We start from the raw sequence: 25353 nt of genomic DNA, 5'->3' as shown, positions 1-25353 counted from the left end.
ATTATAACAACTAATACTATTATTTGTTGTTCAAGGCGTTATTAAATGACTCTCTCAAATTCTCATCAACTAATCCTTCCCTATCTATTGTCATCTCCTTATCAAATATTGAATAGTAAGGATAATAAACATTATAAGCATGTGTCCCTTTAATTAAATTATCCGTAGATCTAAAGTAATATTTTACTTTATGATAAACTGGAATAAATAAAAACAATGAAAAAACAAGAACATTTATTAATACGACCATTCTTGAAATAATTCTATCACTACTTAAATTTCCATTGGAGTTTAGTATTCTTTTTAAGCTTTTTTTTATATTATTAAACATCAAATCAAATGTGTTTGCCACATAAACAATTACAAATGGGGCTAAATAATTGAGAAATCTACCAAGCCCTGCAATAACAATAAAAACAAGCGAAAGTGAAAAATAAATGTAAATTAAGTCGTCAAATAAAGATACTTGTGCATATCTTTTATTATACATATAAATACAATAGGGAAAAATCACAAATACCACAAATGTATATATGACCCCTACAATATTGACACCCACACCCGAATAAGCTTCAAATTTATTAGAGGCAAAATCTCCTAAAAGCAACATAATAAGTTCAATTGGAAAAATTGAACTTAAAATAAATAGAAACATAGCAATTACCGATAAAATCAAAATTCCTTTTCCATTTATTTTTGAGTTTCTAAACAAGGGAAAAAACAATAAAACTAGAGCCGAATAATGGAATAATATTGCAATTGACACAAACGTATAATATTTTAACCAGTTTCTTTTTGAAAAATAAGGATAGATGAGCACAAAAACCATAATAGCAATTGACTCTCTTAAAATCTCAAAATCTAAATAGAAATAAAAGAAAAAAGAATATATAATTAAAGCTACATACTTTTTTGAAGCATACTTCTTTATAAAAACAAAAAGGGTAATGTTTAGAAAAAAAGCATGAACTAATTGAAAAAACCAGAATTCATTCATTATTGTTTTACACAAAGAAACAAGCAACACAAATAACGGTTCCCATTGAAATGTACTAATAAATTCAAAACTTATTTCGTGCAAATCTGGAATTTCATTTTCAAAACTACGTTCATATGACAATGAATCCCCTCCTACTTTCCATCTTAGCCCAGCTATAAGAATAAAAACCAAGAGATAAAACCAATATAATTTATCAAATTGTTTTTTGGAAACATTAAAATCAAATAATATTGAACTGAATACCAATGAAAATAAAACAAAAAAATAAATCATAAAAACTATTTAATACTTAAATATTTTCTAACGAAAAAAATTAAAGAAATCAGATAGAAAAAAGTAACAGAAATCACCAAAATCATTCTGAAAAGAAAGGATATCTCCAGATACATTGAAATAACACTTAATGAAAAAACAGGTAAAAATAGTATTAGAAAATGAACTTTATTAAATGGAATGTAATACAAGTAATTAGAAACAATCCAAGAAAAAATCATTAGGATCAAGTTAGAAATTAATAGCGAAATTACGACTCCCCGCAAACCATCGACTTGAATCAACACATAAAGGATAATAAAGCTTATAAAAAGTGTTAAAAAAAAAGTATACGAAAGAAATTTAGTTTTCTCTTTAATGACAGGCCCTATATCAACAACTTCTTTAATTAGAAATAAGGCAAAATAAAGTGAGAGCCCTCCAATATATTTATGCCCCTCATAAAATTCTTTTGATGTCATTAAAACAAATATTTCGTGTGAAAATAACGATATAAAACTAACTAGTAGAAAAATAAAAGAGCTCATTATTGGCAATACTGAAGAAAATATGATTTTATTATTTTCATTCTTAAATTTATCAAACATAAAAGGTCGCCATGCCATGACGAAAGCAGAATAAAAAAGTTGTATACCTGAGGATAATTTTAAAGAGACAGAATACAAACCAATAGCCGATAAACTAAGAAAACTCAACATAAAAAAACGATTTGCTTGAGACATTAATATACTCCCAATTCTAGCAGGAATTTGAGGTAAAGCATATGTTAAAGTCTTTTTAATTATTATATTCGAATAACGAAAACAAAAATATTTTTTAACAAACCAAAACAATAAACTGGAGGAAAATACTAAAGCCAATAATTGTGCTAAAAAAACACCTTTAATTCCCATTTTATTATAAATAACAAATAAAAAAACTGACAACAAAGACGTTAAAACCTTGACAACAATAATGATTAAAAATTTTAAATTTTGTTTTTCAAACCTAAGAATTATTAGACCAAGAACACTCAAATTAATCAATGGTAATTGAAAACACGCGATTCTAATTAAATTTTCGTATCGGTAATTATCAAATAATAAATTTGCTAACAATGGTGCAAAAAAATACAATAAAGTTGACACAAAAAAAGAAGCAAAAAAAACAAAAAAAAACACATTAAACGTCAACATTTTCCTTCTTACTCCTGTGGATTCGTAATAATACCTTTGAAGCGCTGTTTCAATCTGTAACACTCCAAAAATAGTGGCAATAGCCAAAATTACTCCAACCATATCTATTACACCATATTCAACCTTAGTAAAATATCTAGTATAAATAGGTAATAATGTAAAACCTAATAATCCTTCAATTGAAGTAGCTAATCCAAATATCAAAAATGCTTTAATTAATTCTTTCATTTAATTAATTCCTCCAATAAAAAAATGACTTAACCAATTTTTAAATTCATACTCCTTCATGATTTTATAATCAATCTCATTATAGTCGGAATCTATAAATTGTTTTATTCTGCTAAAATCATCAATCCCTAATATAAATATATTTTTTGAATCATAAAAAGGCTCATCCTTAATAGCAATAAAATTTGTTATTAATTTTCTTTTAAAAAACAATGCCTCCATAGGTCTTAAGGTCATACCGTTATTTTCATTTGGCATTAAATCCAAAATACATTTTGACATACTTACTAATTTTAAATAATTTGAATAATTCATTGGTTTAGGAGAATCATTTTTAGCATTTCCAATATCTGGAACAATATGATAATACCCTTTAACTTCATAAATTATCATTTGCTTTTTTAATTCCTCAATACTTAATCTTCTCCCTTTATCAAAACCTAAAAATAACAAATCAAATTCTTTGTCATTATTATCAATTTCAATTTCTTTGAAAAAAAAAGTGTTATTATATTGCATATTATATTTCAAACAATCAACCTTGTCATATGACCATAATTCGCATAAATCTTTTGCAAAGGTCATTGGATTAATCATTTTTTCTACAGGATTCCAATACCAAAGAATGAGTCTAATATTTGGAGAATGTTTCTTAATGTACTCTATATGATCAATTCTATTAGTTGCAAATACAATAATTGTATCTACAATATCTAATTCTTTTTTCCAATCATCATACCATTTACTAACACCTATCCCAAGTTTTAGACTTATCTTGCGCATTATTTTGTTTAATAACGAAATTTTCTTAAACGTAGGATAAACCTTTATGTTTTTGGTTTCCATATATGAAACAAATTCCGGAACAGAATCATAAATAATAAGCATACTATTTGCTGTATTAAAAATATTACAAGTCGTTAGTAATATTTAAATTAAGTTAATTCTTTTAAATCATTTACGATTTACTACCAATTGTTAAGAAGAAATAATGAATCTTTTATAAGCCAATAGACCTCTGTTTACAAATTTTAAGATTTTAATATGCAGAAAACCCTATTGATCTATTATGTTGACATTAGGTTTTACATTTTTTATTACACTTGCAGGGATTCCCACAGCAATTGAAAAATCAGGAATAGATTTGGTAACAACAGAATTTGCTCCAATAATTGAATTCTTTCCTATTTTAACATTTGCTAGAATAGAAACATTTTGACCAATCCAAACATTATCATCAATAACAATTGATCCTTTGGAAGATAATTTTCTTAATGAAGGAGGAGTATCTATATCACTAAAATTAGAACATCCATGAGAATGATCCGATATAAAAACATTGCTTGCAATTAAAACGTTGTTACCAATAACTAATTTGTTTATCACAACCAATTGACAATTGGGATTTATTGTTACATCATCACCTATAACAATCTCAGGTTCAAATGTTTCTTTTTGATACCGGCTTATTGCCTGAATTCTTAGATTTTTACCACTATCAAAATTTTTTCCTATTATGATTTTATCAAATCCTATTGCTGTTACTGGATATTGAAAACGAGCTATTCCATTGACTTTTTTTAATTTCTTACTTAATGATATCGAAAGCAAGGAATTAAACAAATAAATAATTCTCATAAAAAAATGAAATGAAAAAAAAAAAGATAAAATTTTCAACATATATAAATAAAAAAATTAGGTTAGAAATCTAAAAATCAATCTTTTATTTTTACTTTTTTCTACAATTTTCCATCAACAAATTCCGGTAAAAATCCTTTAACATCATAAATAACTCCAATTTCATTTTGAATAGATTTAAAATCAATATCTAAAAACTCCCTATGCGAAACCCCCAAAACTATCGCATCAAACTTTTCATTAGGCAATCTGGATAAAGTCTCTAAGCCATATTCATGCTTAACTTCGATAGGGTTTGCAATTGGATCATAAATAGTTACTTGAATTCCGTAATCCTTAAGTGTATTAACTACATCTACAATTTTGGTATTACGGACATCAGGACAATTTTCTTTGAAAGTAATTCCTAACATCAATAAATCTGAGCCTTTTATTGAAATGCCTTTTTTTATCATTAACTTAACTACTTGTGAAGCTACATATTCTCCCATACTATCATTTAATCTACGACCAGCTAATATAATTTCAGGATGATATCCAAATTCTTGTGCTCGTTGTGCTAAATAATATGGATCTACTCCTATACAATGTCCGCCAACCAACCCAGGTTTAAAAGACAAAAAATTCCATTTAGTACTAGCAGCCTCTAATACAGCATTAGTGTCAATATTCATTAAATTGAATATTTTAGCCAATTCGTTTACAAATGCGATATTAATATCTCGTTGAGAATTTTCGATTACTTTAGCTGCTTCAGCAACCTTAATACAAGGTGCTAAATGAGTCCCCGCAGTAATAACACTCTTGTACAATTCATCAATCACAATACCAATTTTGGGAGTAGAACCCGCAGTAACTTTTAAAATTTTTTCTACTGTATGTTCTTTATCCCCTGGATTAATTCTTTCTGGAGAATAACCCGCAAAGAAATCAATATTAAATTTCAATCCTGAAACTCTTTCAAGTACAGGAACACATTCCTCTTCAGTTACCCCAGGATATACAGTAGATTCATAAATTACAATATCTCCCTTTTTTAAAACCTTACCAACTGTTTCACTAGCTTTATAAAGCGGTGTTAAATCAGGGCGATTGTTTTTATCAACTGGTGTTGGTACGGTAACTATGAAAATATTACAATCCTTTAAAACTTCAAGATCATTTGTACAATAAAGTCCCGTATTGTTTGAAAGGTGGTCTACCAAAACAGCTTGCAAAATTTCGTCTTTTACTTCAAGAGTACTGTCATGCCCCCTATTTAGTGCAGAAATTCTTGATTTATTTATATCAAATCCTACAGTAGGATATTTAGTAGCAAATAATCTGGCCAACGGAAGCCCAACATAACCTAATCCAATAATGGCAATTTTTTTCATGCAAAATTATATTTTAAATACTAAAACCAAGTACTGAATAGATTGATTTTATCTTTCTGTTTTATATTAAATTGTTATAATACCAAGCGACTGCCTCCTTTAGTCCATCCTGAATAGAAAACTGCGGTTTGTATCCTAATAATTTTTTTGCTTTATCAATACTTGCTAAAGAATGAGGGATATCACCTGCTCTATTAGGTCCATGTAACACTTCAACATCCGCGATTTTAGCATCAAAAACAGATAAATATTCTTTTAATAAACCAACTAATTGTGTCAAAGTAGTTCTGTCTCCGTACGCAGTATTATAGACAGTGTTTATTGCCTCTAAATTTTGAGTAGTCATAGCCAACTCATTCATTTTAATCACATTATCAATATAAGTAAAATCACGGGAATAATTACCATCACCGTTAATCACTGGACATTCGTAATTCATGAATTGCATGACAAACTTTGGAATCACAGCAGCATAGGCACCATTTGGATCTTGTTTTCTTCCAAATACATTAAAATATCTTAATCCAATAGTTTCCAATCCGTACGTTTTGCTGAAAATTTCGGCATATAATTCATTTACATATTTGGTAATTGCGTAAGGTGAAAGCGGTTTCCCTATTACTTCTTCTACTTTTGGCAACCCTTGCGAGTCCCCATAAGTCGAAGAACTCGCCGCATAAACAAATCTTTTTACTTTGGCATCACGCGAAGCAATAAGCATATTTAAAAACCCAGAAACATTTACATCATTTGTTGTAATGGGATCATTAATAGAACGTGGGACAGAACCCAGGGCAGCTTGATGTAATACATAATCAACCCCTTCAACTGCTTTATCACAATCTGACAAATTACGAATATCACCTTCTATCAAGCTAAACCTAGTATTGCTAATAATTGCATCCAAATTGTGACGGTGTCCTGTTGCAAAATTATCCAAACAAACCACATTATACTCTTTAGATAAGAAATATTCACATAAATTAGACCCAATAAATCCAGCTCCTCCAGTAATAAGTATTTTCATAACTTTATAATTTATCAATCGTTTTTCTTATTAATAACACTAAAATCATCAAAAACCCTGCTAAAAAACTACCCATCACTAATCCTTTGGCTTTACCAAAACGCTCTTTAGGTAATGGCAAAATAGGGCGATCAATCACTTGTATTAATGGAGTTTCCTTTCGTAGTGTAACTTTGGCCAATTCAGCCTGTTTAACCAATTCTGTTAATATAGCTGTATTCGCTTGCACATCTACTTGTCTACGGGCAGAAGGTGTACGACGTATATTGAGTGCTGGATTCAACATAAAAGTATTATCGGTAGCCACAGCCACACCTGTAATGGCACTATTCAATTCCGCACGGATAGAATCGGTTTGTCTATCCAAAATCTCCATATTCATACGCGCTTTTTTGCTTTTGGTAGCCACATAAAATTTACCAACCTGTCTCGCAAGTGCTTCACAAAAATAAATGGAAAACAATTCGTTTGTAGAAACCACGTCCATAGAAATAATGGCAATCTTTTTATCTCTTTGAGCTACAGATAAAGAGGTCTTAGATAAATTCTCATAAATAACACCCAAAATACTATCATGCACACGGGTAAAATACTTACGCTTAGTATTGGGCAAAAACTGTATATTCTTGAACTTGGGATCGTCATCCCAACTCTCTCTCCATTCATTGTTTTGGATGTACATTTCTGCCAAAGAAATTAACTTCCCATTTATTGCTACTGGAGTCATTAAAGTTTGTTCCACCATTGTTCTAGACTTGAACAATTCAGTCAAATTAGAACCTGTAAATATACTACCTCCACCACCTCCTCCAAGGTCAATACCAAAAGAACTTGCCAATCCAAGTGCACCACCTAATCCACCGCCCGATTTTTCATCTTCTAATGCAAACGTTAAGGTTGCGGTGTAGACCGGTTTTTTTATGATAGAATAGGCCATCCCTATGACTGCCCCTATTAACCCTGCTAATACAATAATTCTCCATTGTACTAATAAATAAGCACACCATTCTTTTGCTTTCTCTAATAACTCTTTTAAGGATATTTCGTCGTTAGGTATTTGTTCGTTCATCAAATTCGGTATTCTGTTATTAACTATGAATTGCTTTATTTAAGGCTTTCTAATTTCTGAAATCTTAATTGTACTTTCATCTAAAATTTCTAATCTTTATAATCCAATCAAAAATCTGTATTCTGAAATCTCCTATTTAAATGCCGTAACCAAAAGAACTCCCACACTAACTAATACTGAAGATATACTCACCCATTGTGCTGTACTCATCTTTTGGGTTTCCGGTTTTTCAGGCACTACGATTTGTGCACCTGGCACTACTTTGGGGTTGGACCTAAAAAACAATAAAACTTTGTGTGTCACAGCAGCTTCACCGTTGGGATAAATGATGTACGCTTTATTCCTCCACCCTTTCGCATCCAAACCACCAACCGCATCCAAATAATAACCGAACCCTTTGTTTTTATTATAGGGAATCTCTGAAGTCAGAAGCACATTCCCTGCCACTTTTACAGTTTCATTAAAAGGCGAAACATCTATTTCGTCACCCGGTAATAATGTTACATTCGCATTACTGTTTTGATTTTTGGTGACTGCACTCCAATCCACAGGAATAGTGGAAAATTTCAAATCTTCTTTTAGTTTCTTTTCTAATTTGTTCTGAATACTATCCTTTTCACCCAAATTTAGACTTACATTTTCTAAATCTTCAATTTGATCTTTTTTGATAGGTCGTTTTATTTTTACTCCGTTCAGACTCGCCAATGTTGTAAGTCCACCTGCCCTTTTGACAACATCATAAATCTTCTCTTTTTTACTGGCCAAAACATATTTTCCTGGATATGCAACCGCTCCCGATATGGTTACCATCTCTGGCTTTTCATTAACTGCCATTCTTCTTACATTCACAACATCAAAAGGTTTCAACTCAAAATTGGTCGATTGTTCATTCGAACCGGGAGTAATTTCAATATTAAACAATTCAACCTTATTCGGATTAGTGTCATCTATTGCTTCAGCACGAATCATTCTCGCAATTTCAACACGCTTAGACGCAGAACCCGTTAACCCTCCTGCAGCAATAATTAAATCATTTAATGTTAAATTGTCCTGATAATCGTATATATTTGGTTTTTTTATTTCACCATCAATAGTAACTTTGTATTCTTCTTTGAAATCTAAAATGGAATACACAGTAATTCTGTCTTCTTTTTTTAATTCGATATTGGCATTAGCATCAGAGCTCATTGCTTTACCCAAATCAACATTAACAATCTCTTTAGTTAAATCATCTTTTAAACGAATGATTCTGGATCTTTTAAGATAAGCATCTTCTTTTAATCCTTCTGCTTGACGAATCAAATCCGAAACCCGCATCCCAGGATAAAAAGAGTAAGTATCTGGTCTAAAAACAGCTCCGTCAATTATAATACGATTTTCAAATCGATTTAAAATTTTGGAAATTCGGTACACATCCCCATTCAAAGGAATATAACTACCGTATTGTGCTGCTTGTATGTCGGCGACCTTATATTCTTTACCCGTTTTTTGCAAAACATTTACTGAAGCAGTATAAGCAAACTCATTGAATCCTGAACCGAAATTCAATAAATCAGAGAAATGTTCCCCTTTCTTCATCTCAAAAATACCGGGACGTTTCATTTCCCCCTCAACCGTCACTCTATTAACATAAGCAGGAATACGAATGACATCATTGTCTTTTAATCCCACATTGTCTGACTGGTCACCCGTAACCAAAAAACGATAAATATCAATATTTTTATAAACCCTATTGTTACGAATCAGCTCAATATTTCTATAACTGCCATTCTTACTTGGCCCCCCCCCTAAAAACAGCGCATTGTAAACCGTTGCTAAAGAAGAAATAGAATAATTTCCAGGTTGTCTGCTTCCTATAATAGTTACTTTAATCGTTCTAATACGACTTAGGCTTACATCAACTTGTGATTGTCCAGAACGAACCGTACTGTATACGTGAGAAATAGCCCCTTTAATTTTTTGAGTAGCAGCCTCAATTGTTAATCCAGAAACTGAAATTTGGCCAACATACTGGATATTTACTTTTCCTTCAACAGATACGGGTACGTTATCATTAAATTCTTGCACTCCATTGACACTAATTTCCAATTCATCACCAGGTCCTAAAACATAGTTAACTGGGGTTGCCAAGTTTAAATTCGGCTGAAAGTTCAAAGTAGGATTATCAAATAATTCAGAACCAAAAACAAGGGAATTCAGACTGTCTTTAATTTTTTTGTTTTCAATCTTTTCTTGCTTCCGAATATCATCCTCACTCTCATCTTCACCTTCTTCTAAATCGGAATCATTTGTATTCTTCTTGGTTCCTTTTTTTTCATTTTTTGTTTTAGTCTCTTCGGGAAGTCCCAAACGTTTTTTCAATTTGGCAAATTCTGTAGCACTCATCCCTTTAGATAAAGCCATAGACTCAACTTGATCAATAGTCATTTTATTACTTTGCAATTGTGATTTTATCTTTGCGATATCCCCATCCGATAAATAATCAACTCTTACGGTACTTAGGTCATTACCTTTTAAAATATCTTGAGCCATCAAAGATGAGCTCTGAAAAAGGGCTACAAAAAGGACAATTACTGTAATTATTTTTTTCATATGAAGATACTATTTTTGATATTATAGTTTTGGATTTAATTCTAACTAATAATTTACTTTTTATTGCTAAACTAGCAGTGTTTTAAAATTCTACCTTATAATATAGCAACCAATTTATACGGCTTCGCCACAGTGAGTCCCAATAAGGTTTACCGTTTTTTTTACGAATTTGCAAAATTACATTAAAAAAAGAACTTTTCTCTCTTTTTAATGCGCTGATTTGGTGTTTTTATCCTAAAAATTTAAAACAACACAAACAACTAACCTTCAAATAATTAAAAAAATAATGTCTTTTTTATATCTTATATATAAAAAAAAAATTATTTTTTTTCAACTTTAAGAACACAACCCAAAGACTCTAAAACGAGCACATAGTGATTGTGTTTTACTTCCTGAACAATAGCCGATTGTGTAATAAATGGCCCTGATTCTAACACTATTTTATCACCTTTTTGCCATTTGTCCACCATCACTTCAAAAACATCTGGCACGTTCAACCAATTTTGAATAGCCTGAATCTCTTTCTCTTTTACTATCGCTGGTTTTCCTAACCAAAACAAGTAACGTATCGCTCCTGGAATTTCGAAAATGACGTTACGCTCTTTTTCATTGACTTGAACAAAAATATAGGAATTAAATAAAGGGGCCTCTATTTTCTTTTTGCGATCAGACCATTGACGCTCTTTAGTTATCAAAGGACAATAGGCCTTAATTCCAGCTTCATTCAACCGTTCCGCAACTTTCTTTTCCCACTTGGGCTTGGTGTAAACTACGTACCAGTTCATATATTTCCTCTTATTAACCCTAAAAATCAAAAAACCTTTTAAGAATACTGTTTATCATAATAAGAAGCATAAGCTCCTGAAGTCACATTGTTCAACCACTCTTGATTATTCAAATACCAATCAATAGTAACTTCCAATCCTTCTTCAAAAGTTACTGATGGCTTCCACCCCAATTGTGAATTTATTTTGGATGCATCAATAGCATAACGCAAATCGTGCCCAGGTCTGTCTTTTACATAAGTAATCAATTGAGCTGATTCTCCTGCTACTCGACCTAGTTTTTGATCCATAATTTGACATAATACCTTAACCAAATCAATATTTTTCCATTCGTTAAAACCTCCAATATTATAAGTCTCATGATTCTTTCCATCATGAAAAACTAAATCAATAGCAACCGCGTGGTCTTTTACAAAAAGCCAATCTCTTGTATAATTCCCATCTCCATAAACTGGCAAGGGTTTATTATTGATAATATTATTAATAAACAACGGAATTAATTTCTCTGGAAAATGAAAAGGGCCGTAATTATTGGAACAATTAGTAATTACATATGGCAACCCGTATGTTTCTCCGTAAGCTCTCACAAAGTGATCTGAACTCGCTTTGGATGCCGAATACGGTGAATTAGGATCATAAGGAGTCGTCTCTGTAAATAACCCTTCAGTTCCAAGTGAACCATAAACCTCGTCGGTACTCACATGATAAAAACGTTTTCCTTCAAAGTTCCCCAACCATTGTTTTTTTGCTGCATTCAATAAATTCATCGTTCCAATCACATTGGTCTTTACAAAAGCCAAAGGATCTTCGATAGAACGATCGACATGAGATTCGGCAGCTAGATGAATTACACCGTCAAACTGTTGGTTTTGAAATAAGGAATCAATAAAACTTTCATCGGTAATATCTCCTTTTACAAAAGTATAATTGGATTCTTTTTCAATATCCTTGATATTCTCCAGATTCCCAGCATACGTCAAGGCATCCAAATTAAATATTTGATAATCTGGATAATTTTTCACAAATCGTCTTACAACATGCGAACCAATAAACCCCGCTCCTCCTGTAATAAGTATCTTTTTCATTTGTCTTTTCTTGATTTTTTATATTTATAACCTATATTTTACTTTTTGAATTCTGCCTTCTTCATTCTGCCTTCTCAATTCTCACAATTCACTACTCACAATTTCCCATCAACTCCATCTGTCAAAACACCTTTAACATCATAAAGAATACTACATGTCTTTCTCAATAAATTAATATCAATCTTCATAAATTCGATATGGGCCACACCCAAAACGACAGCATCAAAAGTAGTATTTGGTTCCTCATTCACCATTGTTATACCATATTCCTGTTTTACCTCGACTGGATTAGCCCAAGGATCAAAAACAGTCACTTGAATTCCATAATCTTCTAATGCCTTTATCACATCTACGATCTTGGTATTCCGAACATCCGGACAATTTTCTTTGAAGGTAATACCCAACATCAATAAACTTGCGCCATTAATGATTACACCTTTTTTGATCATCAGCTTCACTACTTGCGAAGCTACGTATTCACCCATACTATCATTCAAACGACGCCCGGCCAAAATTATTTCAGGATGATAACCTTTTTCTTGTGCCTTTTGGGCTAAATAATAAGGATCAACTCCAATACAATGACCACCAACTAAACCCGGTTTAAAAGGCAAAAAATTCCACTTGGTACCCGCAGCTTTAAGTACAGCAGTTGTATCAATATCTAGAAGATTAAAGATTTTTGCTAATTCATTAACAAAAGCAATATTAATATCCCTTTGGGAATTCTCAATTACTTTGGCAGCTTCTGCTACTTTTATGGACGGAGCAAGATGTGTTCCTGCAATGATAACAGATTGGTACAATTCATTTACTTTTTGTCCAATTTCAGGAGTGGAACCTGAAGTTATCTTTAAAATTTTCTCTACAGTATGTTCCTTATCTCCTGGATTAATTCGCTCTGGAGAATAACCTACAAAAAAATCGACATTGAATTTCAATCCCGAAACCTTTTCCAAAACAGGTACGCATTCCTCTTCTGTCACACCAGGATAAACAGTTGACTCATAAATAACGATATCTCCTTTTTTCAAAACAGAACCGACAGTTTCACTGGACTTGTATAATGGGATTAAATCGGGACGATTATTTTTGTCCACTGGAGTTGGAACCGTAACAACATAATAATTACAATCCGCTATATCGGCAATTTGTGAAGTACAATACAAGCCTTTTTCGTCACTTGTTTTTTGAACCAGTACTTTTTGCAAAGTTTCCTCATCAATTTCAAGGGTTCTGTCTGTTCCCGATTGTAATGCTACAACTCTTGATGTATTAATATCAAAACCTACAACAGAAAATTGGGTAGCAAACAATCGAGCCAAAGGCAAACCAACATAACCCAAACCTATTACTGCAATTTTTATATCTTTATTCAATTTCTTAAACTATTGTTGGCTTTAAAAGCTTTATTAACAAAATATTTTTTCAGAATCTTAACCTAAGTAATCACATTATAAAAGCCCTTTTTTACAAATAGAAAAAAAAACTCTCGTCGTTCGATAGTGTGTTTTCATCTCATAAAACCTTTATTACTTTAAAACTTTCGACTTACTTATTTAACCCTAACTCCTGAATTAAATTTAGCCAACAAAGGTAGTAAAAATATGATTTCAAATTTGTTAAAAGAAAACGAATTATAACAAAAGAAAAAGATTTTTATAAACTAAAACTGTAAACAACTAATAGTCAATAAAAAAAATTATAAAACCCTAACTGAAGATAAAAAATCACTGTTTTTGATGATACTTAATTAAATAAATATTTAATTAAAGGTCTTTTTATTAGATATCTTAAAAAATTAAGAACCAATAGCCTGATACACAAAGCCAATATCTTCTAATTCCGTTTTATTCAAAATATTTCTTCCGTCAAATACAAAAGCTGGTTTTTGCATCCCATCATATATTTTTTGCCAATCATAGTGTACAAATTCATCCCATTCAGTAAGTACTGCAATAGCATGTGCTTTTTCACAAGACAAATATGGGTCTCCAAATGTAAATATGCTTTTCCCATTCTCCTCCGAAGTTCTAGTTTCTAGATAATCCAAGTCAGAAAGAATCTTTTTTCGAGAAACTTTTGGGTCATATACAGCAATATTAGCGTGCTCATTAATTAAATCATTTGCCACATATATCGCAGCAGACTCTCTCGTATCATTGGTATCTTTCTTGAAAGCCCAACCCAAAAAAGTAATTTTTTTATCTGCAACAGTATTATATAATGTTTGAACTATATTATTTGAAAAACGACGCTTTTGATGGTCGTTCATAATTATTACCTGTTCCCAATAATCGGCTACTTCATTCAATCCATAAGATTTTGCTATATACACAAGATTTAATATGTCTTTTTGAAAACAAGATCCTCCAAATCCTACTGAAGCTTTTAGGAATTTCGCACCAATTCTACTATCCATTCCTATGGCTTTAGCTACTTCATTCACATCGGCGCCTGTTTTTTCACAAAGCTCAGACATTGCATTGATGGATGAAATTCTTTGTGCCAAAAAAGCATTGGCTGTCAATTTTGATAACTCCGACGACCAAACATTAGTCATCAATATTTTCTCTGAACTTACCCAATTAGAATAAACATCAACTAAAGCTTGAATAGCTTTTTGTCCTTCTTCCGTAGTATCCCCGCCTATTAAAATACGGTCTGGATTTAATAAATCTTGAACAGCAGTACCTTCAGCCAGAAATTCTGGATTTGACAGAATTTGAAACTGTACTCCATTCCCGGTAGAATCAAGGATGCTTTTGATAGCTTCTGCTGTACGTACTGGCAAAGTAGATTTCTCGACAACTATCTTATCGCTTTTAGCAACTCTCGCAATTTGTCTGGCACACAATTCAATATATTTCAAATCGGCAGCCATACCTTTTCCTTTTCCGTAGGTTTTTGTTGGCGTATTTACAGATATAAAAATAATTTGAGCTTCGTCTATTGCTTTATCAACTTCGGTAGAAAAAAATAAATTTCTTCCTCTTGCTTCAGCTACAATTGTATCAAGGCCTGGCTCATAAATTGGAATATTGTTTGTATTTTTATCATTCCAAGCCAAAATTCTTTCTTCATTCAAATCAACAACCGTAACTTGAATGTGAGGACACTTTTGCGCTATAACCGCCATAGTAGGCCCTCCTACATATCCTGCACCGATGCAACAAATTTTTGTGATTTCCATATTGTTGTTCTATTTCTCTATTCTGTCTTCTGTAATCTATTGTCTGAAACCTACTACCTGCTAAGATTCTCCCAATACCAACCAACGGCTTCCTTCAACCCTTCTTGCAAGGAAAATTTTGGATTATAGCCTAAAATTGCTTTTGCCTTATCAATACTGGCCAAGGAATGAGGAATATCTCCTACTCTGTTAGGGCCATATTCTATTACTACATCTGCAATCTTTGGGTCATAATCTGCTAAAAAAGCTTTCAAGTAACCAATCAAATCATTTAATGTATTTGTATCTCCATAAGCGGTATTATAAACCGTATTTACAGCTTCTGAATTTTCAATAGTCATTGCCAATTCATTCATCTGAATTACATTATCGATATATGTAAAATCCCGTGAATAATTTCCATCTCCATTTATTTTCGGACTTTCATGACGCATTAATTGCATGACAAACTTTGGAATCACTGCTGCATAAGCTCCATTAGGATCTTGCTTTCGACCAAACACATTAAAATAACGCAACCCTATAGTCTCCAACCCATAAGTTCTACTAAAAATCTCCGCATACAACTCATTTACATATTTTGTAATGGCATAAGGAGAAAGTGGTTTTCCTATTAAATCTTCTACTTTTGGCAATCCAACTGAGTCACCATAAGTCGAAGAACTGGCCGCATACACAAATCTTTTTACATTGGCATCTCGTGAAGCTACCAACATGTTCAAAAAACCGGAAACATTAACATCATTAGATGTTATTGGGTCATTTATTGATCTGGGCACAGAACCTAATGCAGCTTGATGCAGCACATAATCAACTCCCTGTACCGCTTGTTGGCAGGTATCTAAATTTCGTATATCACCTTCAATTAACCTAAAATTATCATTGCCTATAAAATCTTTTAAATTATGACGATGACCAGTGGCAAAATTATCCAAACAAATTACGTTGTATTCTTTAGACAAAAAATATTCACATAGGTTGGACCCAATAAATCCTGCCCCTCCCGTAATTAGTATTTTTTTTTTATTATTTTCTGTCATTTTTAAAATTAATTTTTAAACAGATGATTTTTATTTTTTCTTCCTAATTATTTTATCAATTAAAGTCATTTTCTTTTCGACCTCATGATACCCATTTGAATAATCACCATTTCCATAACCGTAGCCGTACCCATAACCTCCTCCATATTTGGCTTTATTTTCAAAACCATTCAAAACAATACTCGCATTATGAAGTTCACCTCTATTTACCCTATTATTCAGTAATGTTATCATTTCTTTTTTAGTAAAATTTTGTCTTACTATATATAAAGTAACATCACAATATTGTGCCAACTCAAGTGAATCTGCTACCAAACCTACTGGAGGCGTATCCAAAATAATATAATCGTATTTAATTTTAAGCTCTTCTATCAATTCTTTCATCCCATCACTCAAAATCAATTCAGATGGATTAGGCGGAATAGGCCCTGATAATATAACATCAAGAAAAGGAACAGAAGTATGATTTACAATCTCATCCAATCCTTTATCTTTAATTAAATAATTCACTACCCCTACCGTATTATCCAAATGAAATTCTTCAAACAACTTTGGTTTCCTTAAATCCAATCCTACAATTACAGTCTTTTTCTCACTTAAAGCAAATACGGTTGCAATATTTATAGAACAAAACGTTTTCCCTTCACCACTTACTGAAGACGTTATCATCAATGTTTTTGATCCAGCTACATTGTTCTTCTTATATAAAAATTGAAGAGAGGAACGAATGGCTCTAAAGGATTCTGACAACGCAGATTTTGGCTTTTCAAATACTGCCAAATCATTATTATCACTATTAATTCCAACTATACCTATTAACGGAATATCTGTTAGTTTACTTATATCATCTGGATTTTGAATGGTATTATTTACAAAGAAAACAACAACAATAACCAGCAAAGGAAGTAATAATCCAAGAAATAATGCCAAAACATAATTCACTCCAGTCTTAGGCCCAATAAGCCCTCCTCCAATATCTTTTGCTGAATCAATAAAATGAATATCAGACAGATTCGCAGCTTTTACAATATCTGCCTCACTCCTTTTTTGAAGGAAAGTACTATATATATTATCATTTAAATCATATTTTCTTTTGATTTTTATTAATTCTTGCTGATCATCAGGAAGACGTTTAATTTTGCTTTCTGCTTGATTAATTCTGCTCTCAACCATTGCCAAATCATAATCTAAGGAACTTCTAGCTGTAGTAATATTTTCCATTAAAACGTTTTTAACAGCCTCCATTTGATTATCAAAATCCTTAAATATTTTTTCGCTTTTTACTGCATAAGCCATCTCAGATCGTTGAGTAGAAAGAGCTATCAATTTAGATACATTCACAACAATATTAGGATCTTCAATTCCAGCCACAGAAGGCGCAGGTAATTTCGAATAATCAACACTATTTCTTAAATAAGATTTCAAAGAATTATAATAGGTGATTTTTCGATTTATAGCGTCTTTTTCTACATCAAAATCAAGAATCTTATCTGAAAATTTTTGGCCTCCGCTTCCTTCAACCTCGTAAATATTTTTATCTTTCCTAAATGACTTCAGCTCGTCACCAGCCAGTTTTAGTTGAGATTCCATCGCAACAAGTGTGCTGTCAATAAAATTTATTGTGTTTGTTGCAAATTGATTTTTACTGTCTAGCTGTCTTTTTATCAGCATATTTACGGTCGAATTTAGATATTCAACCATTCGGGCTTTATTGGTACCCTGCATCCCCAATGTAATTATAGAACTTCCTTTATCATCAGTTATAACATTTATGTTCCTATAATTCGAAACGGTACCATCAAAGTCATTAAATCTCACAAAGTATTCATTACCCTTATACAAACCTGGATTGTCGTTTATTTGTAATGTCCAATTCAAAAAAGGCAAAGACACTTTTTGTCCAACTTTGTATTTTTTTACAAAGTCACCCTCTACAACTGACGTATTACTATAACTATTATCAGAATAATGAATTAATGAAACAGATGTACCCTCCTCAAAAGGAATTCTTAATTCGTATTCATTTTCAGTAATAAATTTAATCCCAATAAGATTCCCTACTACTTGACCTTGTTTTTTATCGATATCTAGATGAAAAGGAACTGATCCATAAGCGTCAACAAGATTATATTCCCCTTGCTTCAAATAATCAATATAATACTGTAATTTATCAACAACCAACTCATTGTGAGAACGAGATTGCAAAGTGGTCGAGATAGTCTGCATTTGATCCGAAGCACCTCCCCAATTAAAAACCAAATTAGTACTTGAGGTAAAAAGCGGATTGGTTTCTTCCTTAACCGAAATGAGGGTTTCGATTGCATAAATTTTCTCTTTGCGAATATTAACCTGATACGCAATCATTAATGCTATAAATATGGATAGCAAAAACCATTTCCAATAACTTAATATCTTTATTAAAAAACCCTTAAAATCAAAACTGGGATGATTTTCAAAAACCGAAAAATCTTTAATATCTAACATATTTGGAAATTGATTTTATTTTTTAAGCAACAAATAAGTGGTACTTACTAAAGATAATAATGTAATAAGAGTCGTCAAAGATTGAATTCCTGTACTTCCTGTTCCCCAAGTTTTTTGCTTAAGCGGCTTTACATAAATATAATCGTTTGGCTGCAAAAAGTAATATGGCGAATTCATTACATTAATATTTGTCAAATCCAAATCTTTCATTTCTGTACCATTTGGAGTTTGTCTAATAACTGTTACTGCTTTTCTATCACCAGTTGTCGTTATATCCCCAGCATTGGCAATAGCTTCCATTATATTTACTTTTTCCTGAAACAAGGTTTTGGTACCAGTACTACCTACTTCTCCATTAATGGTATATCGAAAGCCAGCTAATTTCACTACTACAAAAATACTGGCATTCTCTTTAAAATACTCTGCCAATAATCTTTTTTCGACATTAACGCGCACTTCCTCTAAAGTAAATCCCATAACATTCATCTCACCTAAAACCGGAATTCGAATGTTTCCATGATCATCTATAGTAAATCCATCAAAATATAAACCCTCCTCTGATTGATCACTTTCGGAACCATTGGCAGTTGGATTAAAAATAGCTACTAACTTTGGGTCTGAAGCCTTAATTGTAATACTTAATACATCATGGGTTTGCAAACGATACGGTTTGGATTCCACCATTACGACTGGACCTTCATTAGAAGAATTATCCTTTTTTTGAAGGTAAACCAAATCCTTTACTGGAATACAGGATGTAAATAACATACTGGTAAATAAAAAAATAAAGACTAAACGTTTATTCATTCGTTTTAATTTAGTAACAAATATAGTTTTTCAATTACGATTTAAAAAGCATCACGCTTAATAAACAGCTTAATTGGTTTTTAATGATTTTTCAAAAGGCACTCTTTGCAATATACTTCGGCCAAGAGTTACTTCATCTGCGTATTCTAATTCATCACCAACAGCAATTCCTCTTGCTATTGTTGAAACTACTATCGGTAAATCAGCAATTTGTTTATAGATATAAAAATTAGTGGTATCGCCCTCCATTGTTGAACTTAAAGCAAATATTATCTCTTTGACTTGACCTAACTTCACTTTCTCTACTAACTTAGAAATAGTAAGCTGACTAGGCCCTACTCCATCAATAGGTGAAATTTTGCCTCCCAAAACATGGTAAATCCCTCTAAATTGGCCAGTATTTTCGATTGCCATTACATCGCGAATATCTTCGACAATACAAATAATTTGATGGTTTCTGCTTGAATTGGCACAAATCTCACAAACTTCACTATCTGATATATTATGACAGCTATTGCAATATTTGATTTCTTCACGCATTGTAACTAATGCTTGAGCTAAAAAAGTAGCCTGTTCTTTGGGTTGCTTCAAAATATGCAATACCAATCGCAAGGCAGTTCTTTTGCCAATTCCAGGCAATTGAGCCATTTCATTAACTGCTTTTTCTATTAGTTTTGAAGAAAATTCCATGGATACAAAAGTAAGCAATTTGACAAACTGCCATTTAGAAAATTGAATCTATTTTAAAATACCGTGCATTAGTATTGAAATAAACAAAATCAGCATTTTTTTTGCTAAGCAAATGTCTAATATTTCCAAAAAAACAAATTGTTTCAATTAAAAATTTAGATAGTTATAGCCTATCCCAGATGGAAGAGGCATCCTACGTTTTTTAAAGTGGATATAGTAGACAGCTGGAATAGATTCTTAAAAATTAATATTTATTTAAGGTCAGCAGCACCAACGTACAGGCAGCTTCATACTTTATATTATTCAATTCCAACAATTGATAAAACTCTGGATTTTCAGTTCCTGGGTTAAATAAGACACGTTTTGGCTTAGCATCAACAATATAATTATAATAATCCCTTTGACGGGTTGGGTTTAGGTACAGCGAAATGGTATCAATATTTTTAACAGGAATCGCTTTGGTATTTATTTTAATACCTGCTACTTCTCCCGTATTTTGTCCCAAAGCAAGGACTGAATGTCCTTTGGCAACCAACAATTCAATAGCTTTGAACGCTGCTTTTTCTGGTTTTACAGTTGCTCCAAGAACTAAGGTTTTTTTATTTTTCGTCATTTTAAATCAATATAAGATGCAAAAGTAATCAAAAAGGATTAAGCACTAACTAAATAGTTGTCATAAACATGGAAATTATAATTAACCATTTTGTCTTTTAACTATTTCAGCAAATGGTTCCAATAATTAAATGAAATAAACAATTACATAACACTTGTTTAAACTTATTTATACATAAATTCGTAATTTTACAATCAAAAACCAAAACCGGATGGATTTATTTATTTACTTATTTGTTGCTTTATTTTCTGTATTAAATCCCATAGGAACCGTTCCAATCTTTGTAGGCCTTACCCAAGGTGATTCCAAAAAAGAATGTTCAAGAATTTCATTATGGACTTCTATAAATGTATTTCTAATTCTAATTATTTCTTTTTTTGTTGGGAAATATGTTTTAAACTTTTTTGGCATCAGTATAGACTCCTTACGAATTGCAGGAGGATTAATCATTGTGAGTTCTGGTTTTTCTTTACTTTCGGGACAATTCAACAAGAAGCGAGGAATCAATAAAAAGATAGAAAACGACGCCCAAAAACGAAATGATATTGCTTTAACACCTTTGGCAATACCTATGCTTGCGGGTCCTGGCTCCATTTCCTTATTAATCGCATTTTATCAAGAACATAATTCCACTAACGAACTTATAATTGCCTCACTAGCAATATTAGCAATCGCAATTGCAATTTTTATCATCCTAAGAAGCGCACATTATTTGGCCCAAATACTTGGTGCCTCTGGTATAGTAGCAATTTCAAGAATTGTAGGGTTTATAGTTATTGCAATTGGTATTCAATACATTGTAAGTGCTCTTATTAATATTATCAAAGGTAATTTGATGTAATTCTAAAAATTATCAAAAAAAAGCCCAAATTCCAATTAGCTCAAGCTATTGAAATTTGGACTTTTTTTATTTTAAAAATTTAAATCTTATTCTCTCGGCAAGAAAATCTCAGCCATCATACAACGGGCACTTCCACCACCACAAGCCTCTATAGTATCCAAACTCGAACTCAAAATAGTTACATGCTCTTCTAATTGAGCTATTTGCTTTTTGGTCAAACTTTGATGAGCCGAAGCACTCATTACCAAATATCTTCTATCGTTGGTACCTTTAACTTCAAGCATGTTTCCTGCAAAGTTATTCACTTGCTCTTCGGTAATTAAAATAATTTCTTTTTCATCACCTTTAAGACTCTCAAGAACCATTTTTCGTTCTTTTTTGTCGTCGATACAATCAGCACATATAACAGCAAAGGTCTCACCAAGACACATCATCACATTGGTATGATAAATCAACTTTCGTTCGTTATTAACAGTATGAAAGGCTTCAAAAATTACAGGCGTAAATTCAAAATCTTCACAAAACTCAATAAATAACTCTTCATCAGCTCTTGGAGAAAGGGCACAATAAGCCTTTCCATTCTCTCTATCCAATAATAAACTTCCCGTCCCTTCTAAGAAAAAACCATCCTCCTCGGCAGAAGTATAATCCATAATGTTATCGATTATAAATCCTTTCTCTTCCAGAGTATCCAAAATATCTTCACGACGTTCTAAACGACGATTCTCAGCAAACATAGGATATAGTGCGACATCCCCGTTCTCATGAAAAGAAATCCAATTGTTTGGAAAAATACTGTCTGGCGTGTCTGAATTTTCCTTGTCATCAACTACCGTTACATCGACCCCAACCGAGCGAAGCTTCTCAACAAAAACATCAAATTCCTGTTGTGCTTTTGCATTTACCGTTGCAGGCAAAAGACCATCCAAAACTTTTTGATAGTAATTATTCACTGCTGTTTGCTCATTCATACGGAATGCAACTGGCCGAATCATCAAAATGGAGTTTGTTGTTTGTTTCATATTTTTATGGTATTATCATTAAAAGAATCTATTGCCTAAAGTTAAACAATAAAACCCAAAACGAATTGTTAATCTCTTATTAATGGCAAGGTGGAACATCTCAACAATCCTTCTTGCTTTGAAATTTCGGCATATGGAATTTCTTCTACAATAAACCCATTAGCTCGTAGCCAATTATTTAATCTTGTAAAATTCTTTTCAGAAACAACAACGTTTGTATCTATCGAAAATACATTAGAATTCATATTATACATTTCATCACGCGTAATATGAAACAAATTTTCTTTACCGAAAAGATTCACTAAAAACATATAATCTGCTTCTTCTCTAAATCCTCTTTTGTATATAATCCCTTTGTCTTTTCCTACTGGCTGAAAGCAACAATCAAGATGCAAAGCATTATCGCGAGCTTCAATTCTTGATTTAACCAAATCAAATTCTTTTACAATTTTATTCGGAAATAAATCTTTTATAAATTTCACACCATGCATATTGGTTCTTGCAGTTATATAACTAGCATAATCACTTCCCTTGTATGTCCCTATAAAAATATAATCATTCCAAAGCATAACATCACCACCCTCAATATGAACTTCTTCGGGAGGCCGAACCACTTTTAAAGGATTCATCTGATCTATTACATATTGAATAGCATCCAACTCTCGTTCACGATCTGGTAAAATATTTGATTTAACAAAAGTGTCATCTATTACAAAGCCAATATCTCTTGTAAATATCTGATTGTAATTTTCGATCATTTCTGGACGCAAAACAGTTACTCCATATTTTTGAAACACCGAATTAAAGGCTTCCATTTCGACAACCATATCAGCCTCTATTGGGTAGGTTTTAGCTAAAATATGTTCTAAAGATTTAGGATCATAAGCTTCTTCAACCTTAGGCGTCGGACCATTATTAACAGCAGAACCTAACACTACTACCCTCAATTTTGAGGTCTCATTTTTTATGTTTAATTCTAGCATTTTTATAACTTTTGCCAAAGATAAAAAAAAAAGCTCCACCGTAAAGTGAAGCCTTAATAAACTATTTTAAGATTTATGATTTAACATATTCTCTCAAAGGATAACCAGTATATATCTGTCTTGGCCTACCAATTGGTTCTTTGTTTTCTCTCATTTCTTTCCATTGAGCTATCCATCCTGGCAATCTACCAATCGCAAACAAAACAGTAAACATATCAGTTGGAATTCCTAATGCTCTATAAATAATACCAGAATAAAAATCAACGTTAGGATATAAATTTCTTGACTTAAAATATTCATCTTCTAATGCCGAAGCTTCTAATTTTTTAGCTATTTCAAGGATAGGATCATTAACTCCCAAAGTTGCAAGTACTTCATCAGCTGCTTTCTTGATTATTTTTGCTCTTGGATCAAAGTTTTTATAAACCCTATGACCAAACCCCATTAATCTGAAAGGATCATTTTTATCTTTAGCTTTCGCTAAATATTTATCTGCATCACCACCAGTAGCATGTATTTCTTCAAGCATCTCAAGTACAGCTTGATTTGCACCACCGTGTAATGGCCCCCACAAAGCAGAAACTCCAGCCGAAATTGAAGCAAAAAGACCAGCATGCGAAGAACCAACCATTCTTACTGTCGATGTAGAACAGTTTTGTTCGTGATCAGCATGAAGAATAAATAATTTATCCAATGCATCAATAACAATAGGATTAGCACTGTAAGGTCCGTTAGGCAACTTAAACATTAAGCTCATAAAATTCTCAACATATCCTATTGTATTATCATAATAATTCAAAGGATACCCCATACTTTTTCTATAAGTCCAAGTAGCAATAACTAAAAATTTAGCAATAGTTTTACAAACCGCATCATACATTTCTTTTTCATTATCCGCATCTACTGACTTAGGATTAAAAGCAGTCAAAGCACTAGTCAATGAAGACAACACTCCCATAGGGTGGGCTGTTCTTGGAAAACCATCCAAAATAATCTTCATTTCTTCACTTACTATAGTGAATTTTCGAATGTCATTTTCAAATTGCTCCAATCTTTCAACAGAAGGTAATTCTCCAAAAATTATTAAATATGAAACTTCTAAAAAATGAGACTTCTCGGCTAATTCTTCAATTGAATATCCTCTATAACGTAAAATTCCAAGTTCACCATCCAAAAAAGTAATTTCGCTTTTGCAAGAACCTGAATTTTTGTAACCTGGATCAAGGGTAATCACGCCTGACATATCTCGTAATTTGCTAATATCAACAGCTGCTTCATTCTCACTACCAACGATTACGGGAAGTTCAAATTTGTTACCATCAATTTCTAATACTGCTATTTTTGACATATTTTTTTATGAAATATAATTTAATTTATAATTTACCAAATCTAAGGAATTCCACATTAAATTAAAAACTTATTGAACATTGAA

At 32.0% G+C, this 25353-nt stretch carries 21 protein-coding genes; 1 reads left to right on the top strand and 20 read right to left on the bottom strand.

The genetic code is table 11. From position 1 onward, the window contains the following. Positions 1 to 19 precede the first annotated feature (19 nt). The 17 genes from J2W95_RS15305 to J2W95_RS15225 all read right to left on the bottom strand — a co-directional run bounded on the left by J2W95_RS15305 (position 20) and on the right by J2W95_RS15225 (position 21075). Complete coding sequence (locus J2W95_RS15305; protein ID WP_310008535.1) at positions 20 to 1273, bottom strand: EpsG family protein; 1254 nt, start codon at positions 1271 to 1273, stop codon at positions 20 to 22. 5 nt (positions 1274 to 1278) lie between these two features. Then, complete coding sequence (locus tag J2W95_RS15300) at positions 1279 to 2676, bottom strand: lipopolysaccharide biosynthesis protein (protein WP_310008533.1); 1398 nt, start codon at positions 2674 to 2676, stop codon at positions 1279 to 1281. Then, entirely contained in the window at positions 2677 to 3522 is an 846-nt protein-coding gene (locus tag J2W95_RS15295; protein WP_310008531.1) for a WaaS/CpsH family glycosyltransferase, read from the bottom strand. 210 nt (positions 3523 to 3732) lie between these two features. After that, positions 3733 to 4314 carry an acyltransferase gene (locus J2W95_RS15290; protein ID WP_310008530.1) on the bottom strand — a complete coding sequence of 194 codons (582 nt, stop codon included), beginning with the start codon at positions 4312 to 4314 and terminating at the stop codon, positions 3733 to 3735. 101 nt (positions 4315 to 4415) lie between these two features. After that, positions 4416 to 5690 carry a nucleotide sugar dehydrogenase gene (locus tag J2W95_RS15285; protein WP_310008528.1) on the bottom strand — a complete coding sequence of 425 codons (1275 nt, stop codon included), beginning with the start codon at positions 5688 to 5690 and terminating at the stop codon, positions 4416 to 4418. A gap of 61 nt (positions 5691 to 5751) precedes the next feature. Further along, the gene (locus tag J2W95_RS15280) at positions 5752 to 6717 is read right to left on the bottom strand and encodes an SDR family oxidoreductase (RefSeq protein ID WP_310008526.1); all 966 of its coding nucleotides are present in this window, start codon (positions 6715 to 6717) and stop codon (positions 5752 to 5754) included. A gap of 4 nt (positions 6718 to 6721) precedes the next feature. Further along, positions 6722 to 7786, bottom strand: a complete 1065-nt coding sequence (locus J2W95_RS15275) for a Wzz/FepE/Etk N-terminal domain-containing protein (RefSeq protein WP_310008524.1) — start codon at positions 7784 to 7786, stop codon at positions 6722 to 6724. Between the two features lie 132 nt (positions 7787 to 7918). Next, a complete protein-coding gene (locus J2W95_RS15270; RefSeq protein WP_310008523.1) occupies positions 7919 to 10378 on the bottom strand; it encodes an SLBB domain-containing protein in 2460 nt (819 codons plus the stop codon). A gap of 320 nt (positions 10379 to 10698) precedes the next feature. Beyond that, positions 10699 to 11163, bottom strand: a complete 465-nt coding sequence (locus J2W95_RS15265) for a UpxY family transcription antiterminator (protein WP_310008521.1) — start codon at positions 11161 to 11163, stop codon at positions 10699 to 10701. Positions 11164 to 11201: 38 nt separating this feature from the next. Next, positions 11202 to 12248: a dTDP-glucose 4,6-dehydratase gene (gene rfbB, locus J2W95_RS15260; RefSeq protein WP_310008519.1), complete on the bottom strand. Its 1047-nt coding sequence runs from the start codon at positions 12246 to 12248 to the stop codon at positions 11202 to 11204. 95 nt (positions 12249 to 12343) lie between these two features. Then, entirely contained in the window at positions 12344 to 13627 is a 1284-nt protein-coding gene (locus J2W95_RS15255) for a nucleotide sugar dehydrogenase (protein WP_310008517.1), read from the bottom strand. Positions 13628 to 14049: 422 nt separating this feature from the next. After that, positions 14050 to 15441, bottom strand: a complete 1392-nt coding sequence (locus J2W95_RS15250; RefSeq protein ID WP_310008515.1) for a UDP-glucose 6-dehydrogenase — start codon at positions 15439 to 15441, stop codon at positions 14050 to 14052. Between the two features lie 53 nt (positions 15442 to 15494). Next, positions 15495 to 16481 (bottom strand): SDR family oxidoreductase, encoded by a 987-nt coding sequence (locus tag J2W95_RS15245; protein WP_310008513.1) that lies wholly within the window; start codon positions 16479 to 16481, stop codon positions 15495 to 15497. A gap of 30 nt (positions 16482 to 16511) precedes the next feature. Further along, entirely contained in the window at positions 16512 to 18965 is a 2454-nt protein-coding gene (locus J2W95_RS15240) for a polysaccharide biosynthesis tyrosine autokinase (protein ID WP_310008511.1), read from the bottom strand. 15 nt (positions 18966 to 18980) lie between these two features. Continuing rightward, positions 18981 to 19772 carry a polysaccharide biosynthesis/export family protein gene (locus tag J2W95_RS15235; protein ID WP_310008509.1) on the bottom strand — a complete coding sequence of 264 codons (792 nt, stop codon included), beginning with the start codon at positions 19770 to 19772 and terminating at the stop codon, positions 18981 to 18983. 69 nt (positions 19773 to 19841) lie between these two features. After that, positions 19842 to 20462: a recombination mediator RecR gene (gene recR / locus J2W95_RS15230; protein WP_310008507.1), complete on the bottom strand. Its 621-nt coding sequence runs from the start codon at positions 20460 to 20462 to the stop codon at positions 19842 to 19844. A gap of 244 nt (positions 20463 to 20706) precedes the next feature. Continuing rightward, complete coding sequence (locus J2W95_RS15225; protein ID WP_310008505.1) at positions 20707 to 21075, bottom strand: CoA-binding protein; 369 nt, start codon at positions 21073 to 21075, stop codon at positions 20707 to 20709. Positions 21076 to 21286: 211 nt separating this feature from the next. Here J2W95_RS15225 and J2W95_RS15220 point away from each other — a divergent pair, with 211 nt between their 5' ends. Further along, positions 21287 to 21916, top strand: a complete 630-nt coding sequence (locus tag J2W95_RS15220) for a MarC family NAAT transporter (protein WP_310008503.1) — start codon at positions 21287 to 21289, stop codon at positions 21914 to 21916. Between the two features lie 86 nt (positions 21917 to 22002). On the opposite strand, the gene ctlX is transcribed toward J2W95_RS15220, so the two are convergent. The 3 genes from ctlX to J2W95_RS15205 all read right to left on the bottom strand — a co-directional run bounded on the left by ctlX (position 22003) and on the right by J2W95_RS15205 (position 25269). Beyond that, the gene (gene ctlX / locus J2W95_RS15215) at positions 22003 to 22938 is read right to left on the bottom strand and encodes a citrulline utilization hydrolase CtlX (RefSeq protein WP_310008500.1); all 936 of its coding nucleotides are present in this window, start codon (positions 22936 to 22938) and stop codon (positions 22003 to 22005) included. Between the two features lie 68 nt (positions 22939 to 23006). After that, a complete protein-coding gene (locus tag J2W95_RS15210) occupies positions 23007 to 23921 on the bottom strand; it encodes a dimethylarginine dimethylaminohydrolase family protein (RefSeq protein WP_310008498.1) in 915 nt (304 codons plus the stop codon). A gap of 73 nt (positions 23922 to 23994) precedes the next feature. Next, positions 23995 to 25269, bottom strand: coding sequence for a citrate synthase (locus tag J2W95_RS15205; RefSeq protein WP_310008497.1), 1275 nt, complete (start codon positions 25267 to 25269; stop codon positions 23995 to 23997). Positions 25270 to 25353 lie beyond the last annotated feature (84 nt).

Origin of the sequence: Flavobacterium granuli, from assembly GCF_031456055.1 — a bacterium.
Taxonomy (GTDB): Bacteria; Bacteroidota; Bacteroidia; order Flavobacteriales; family Flavobacteriaceae; genus Flavobacterium; species Flavobacterium granuli_A.
The sequence above is the reverse complement of the archived record's forward strand: the minus strand, read 5'-3'. Positions and strand labels throughout refer to the sequence as shown.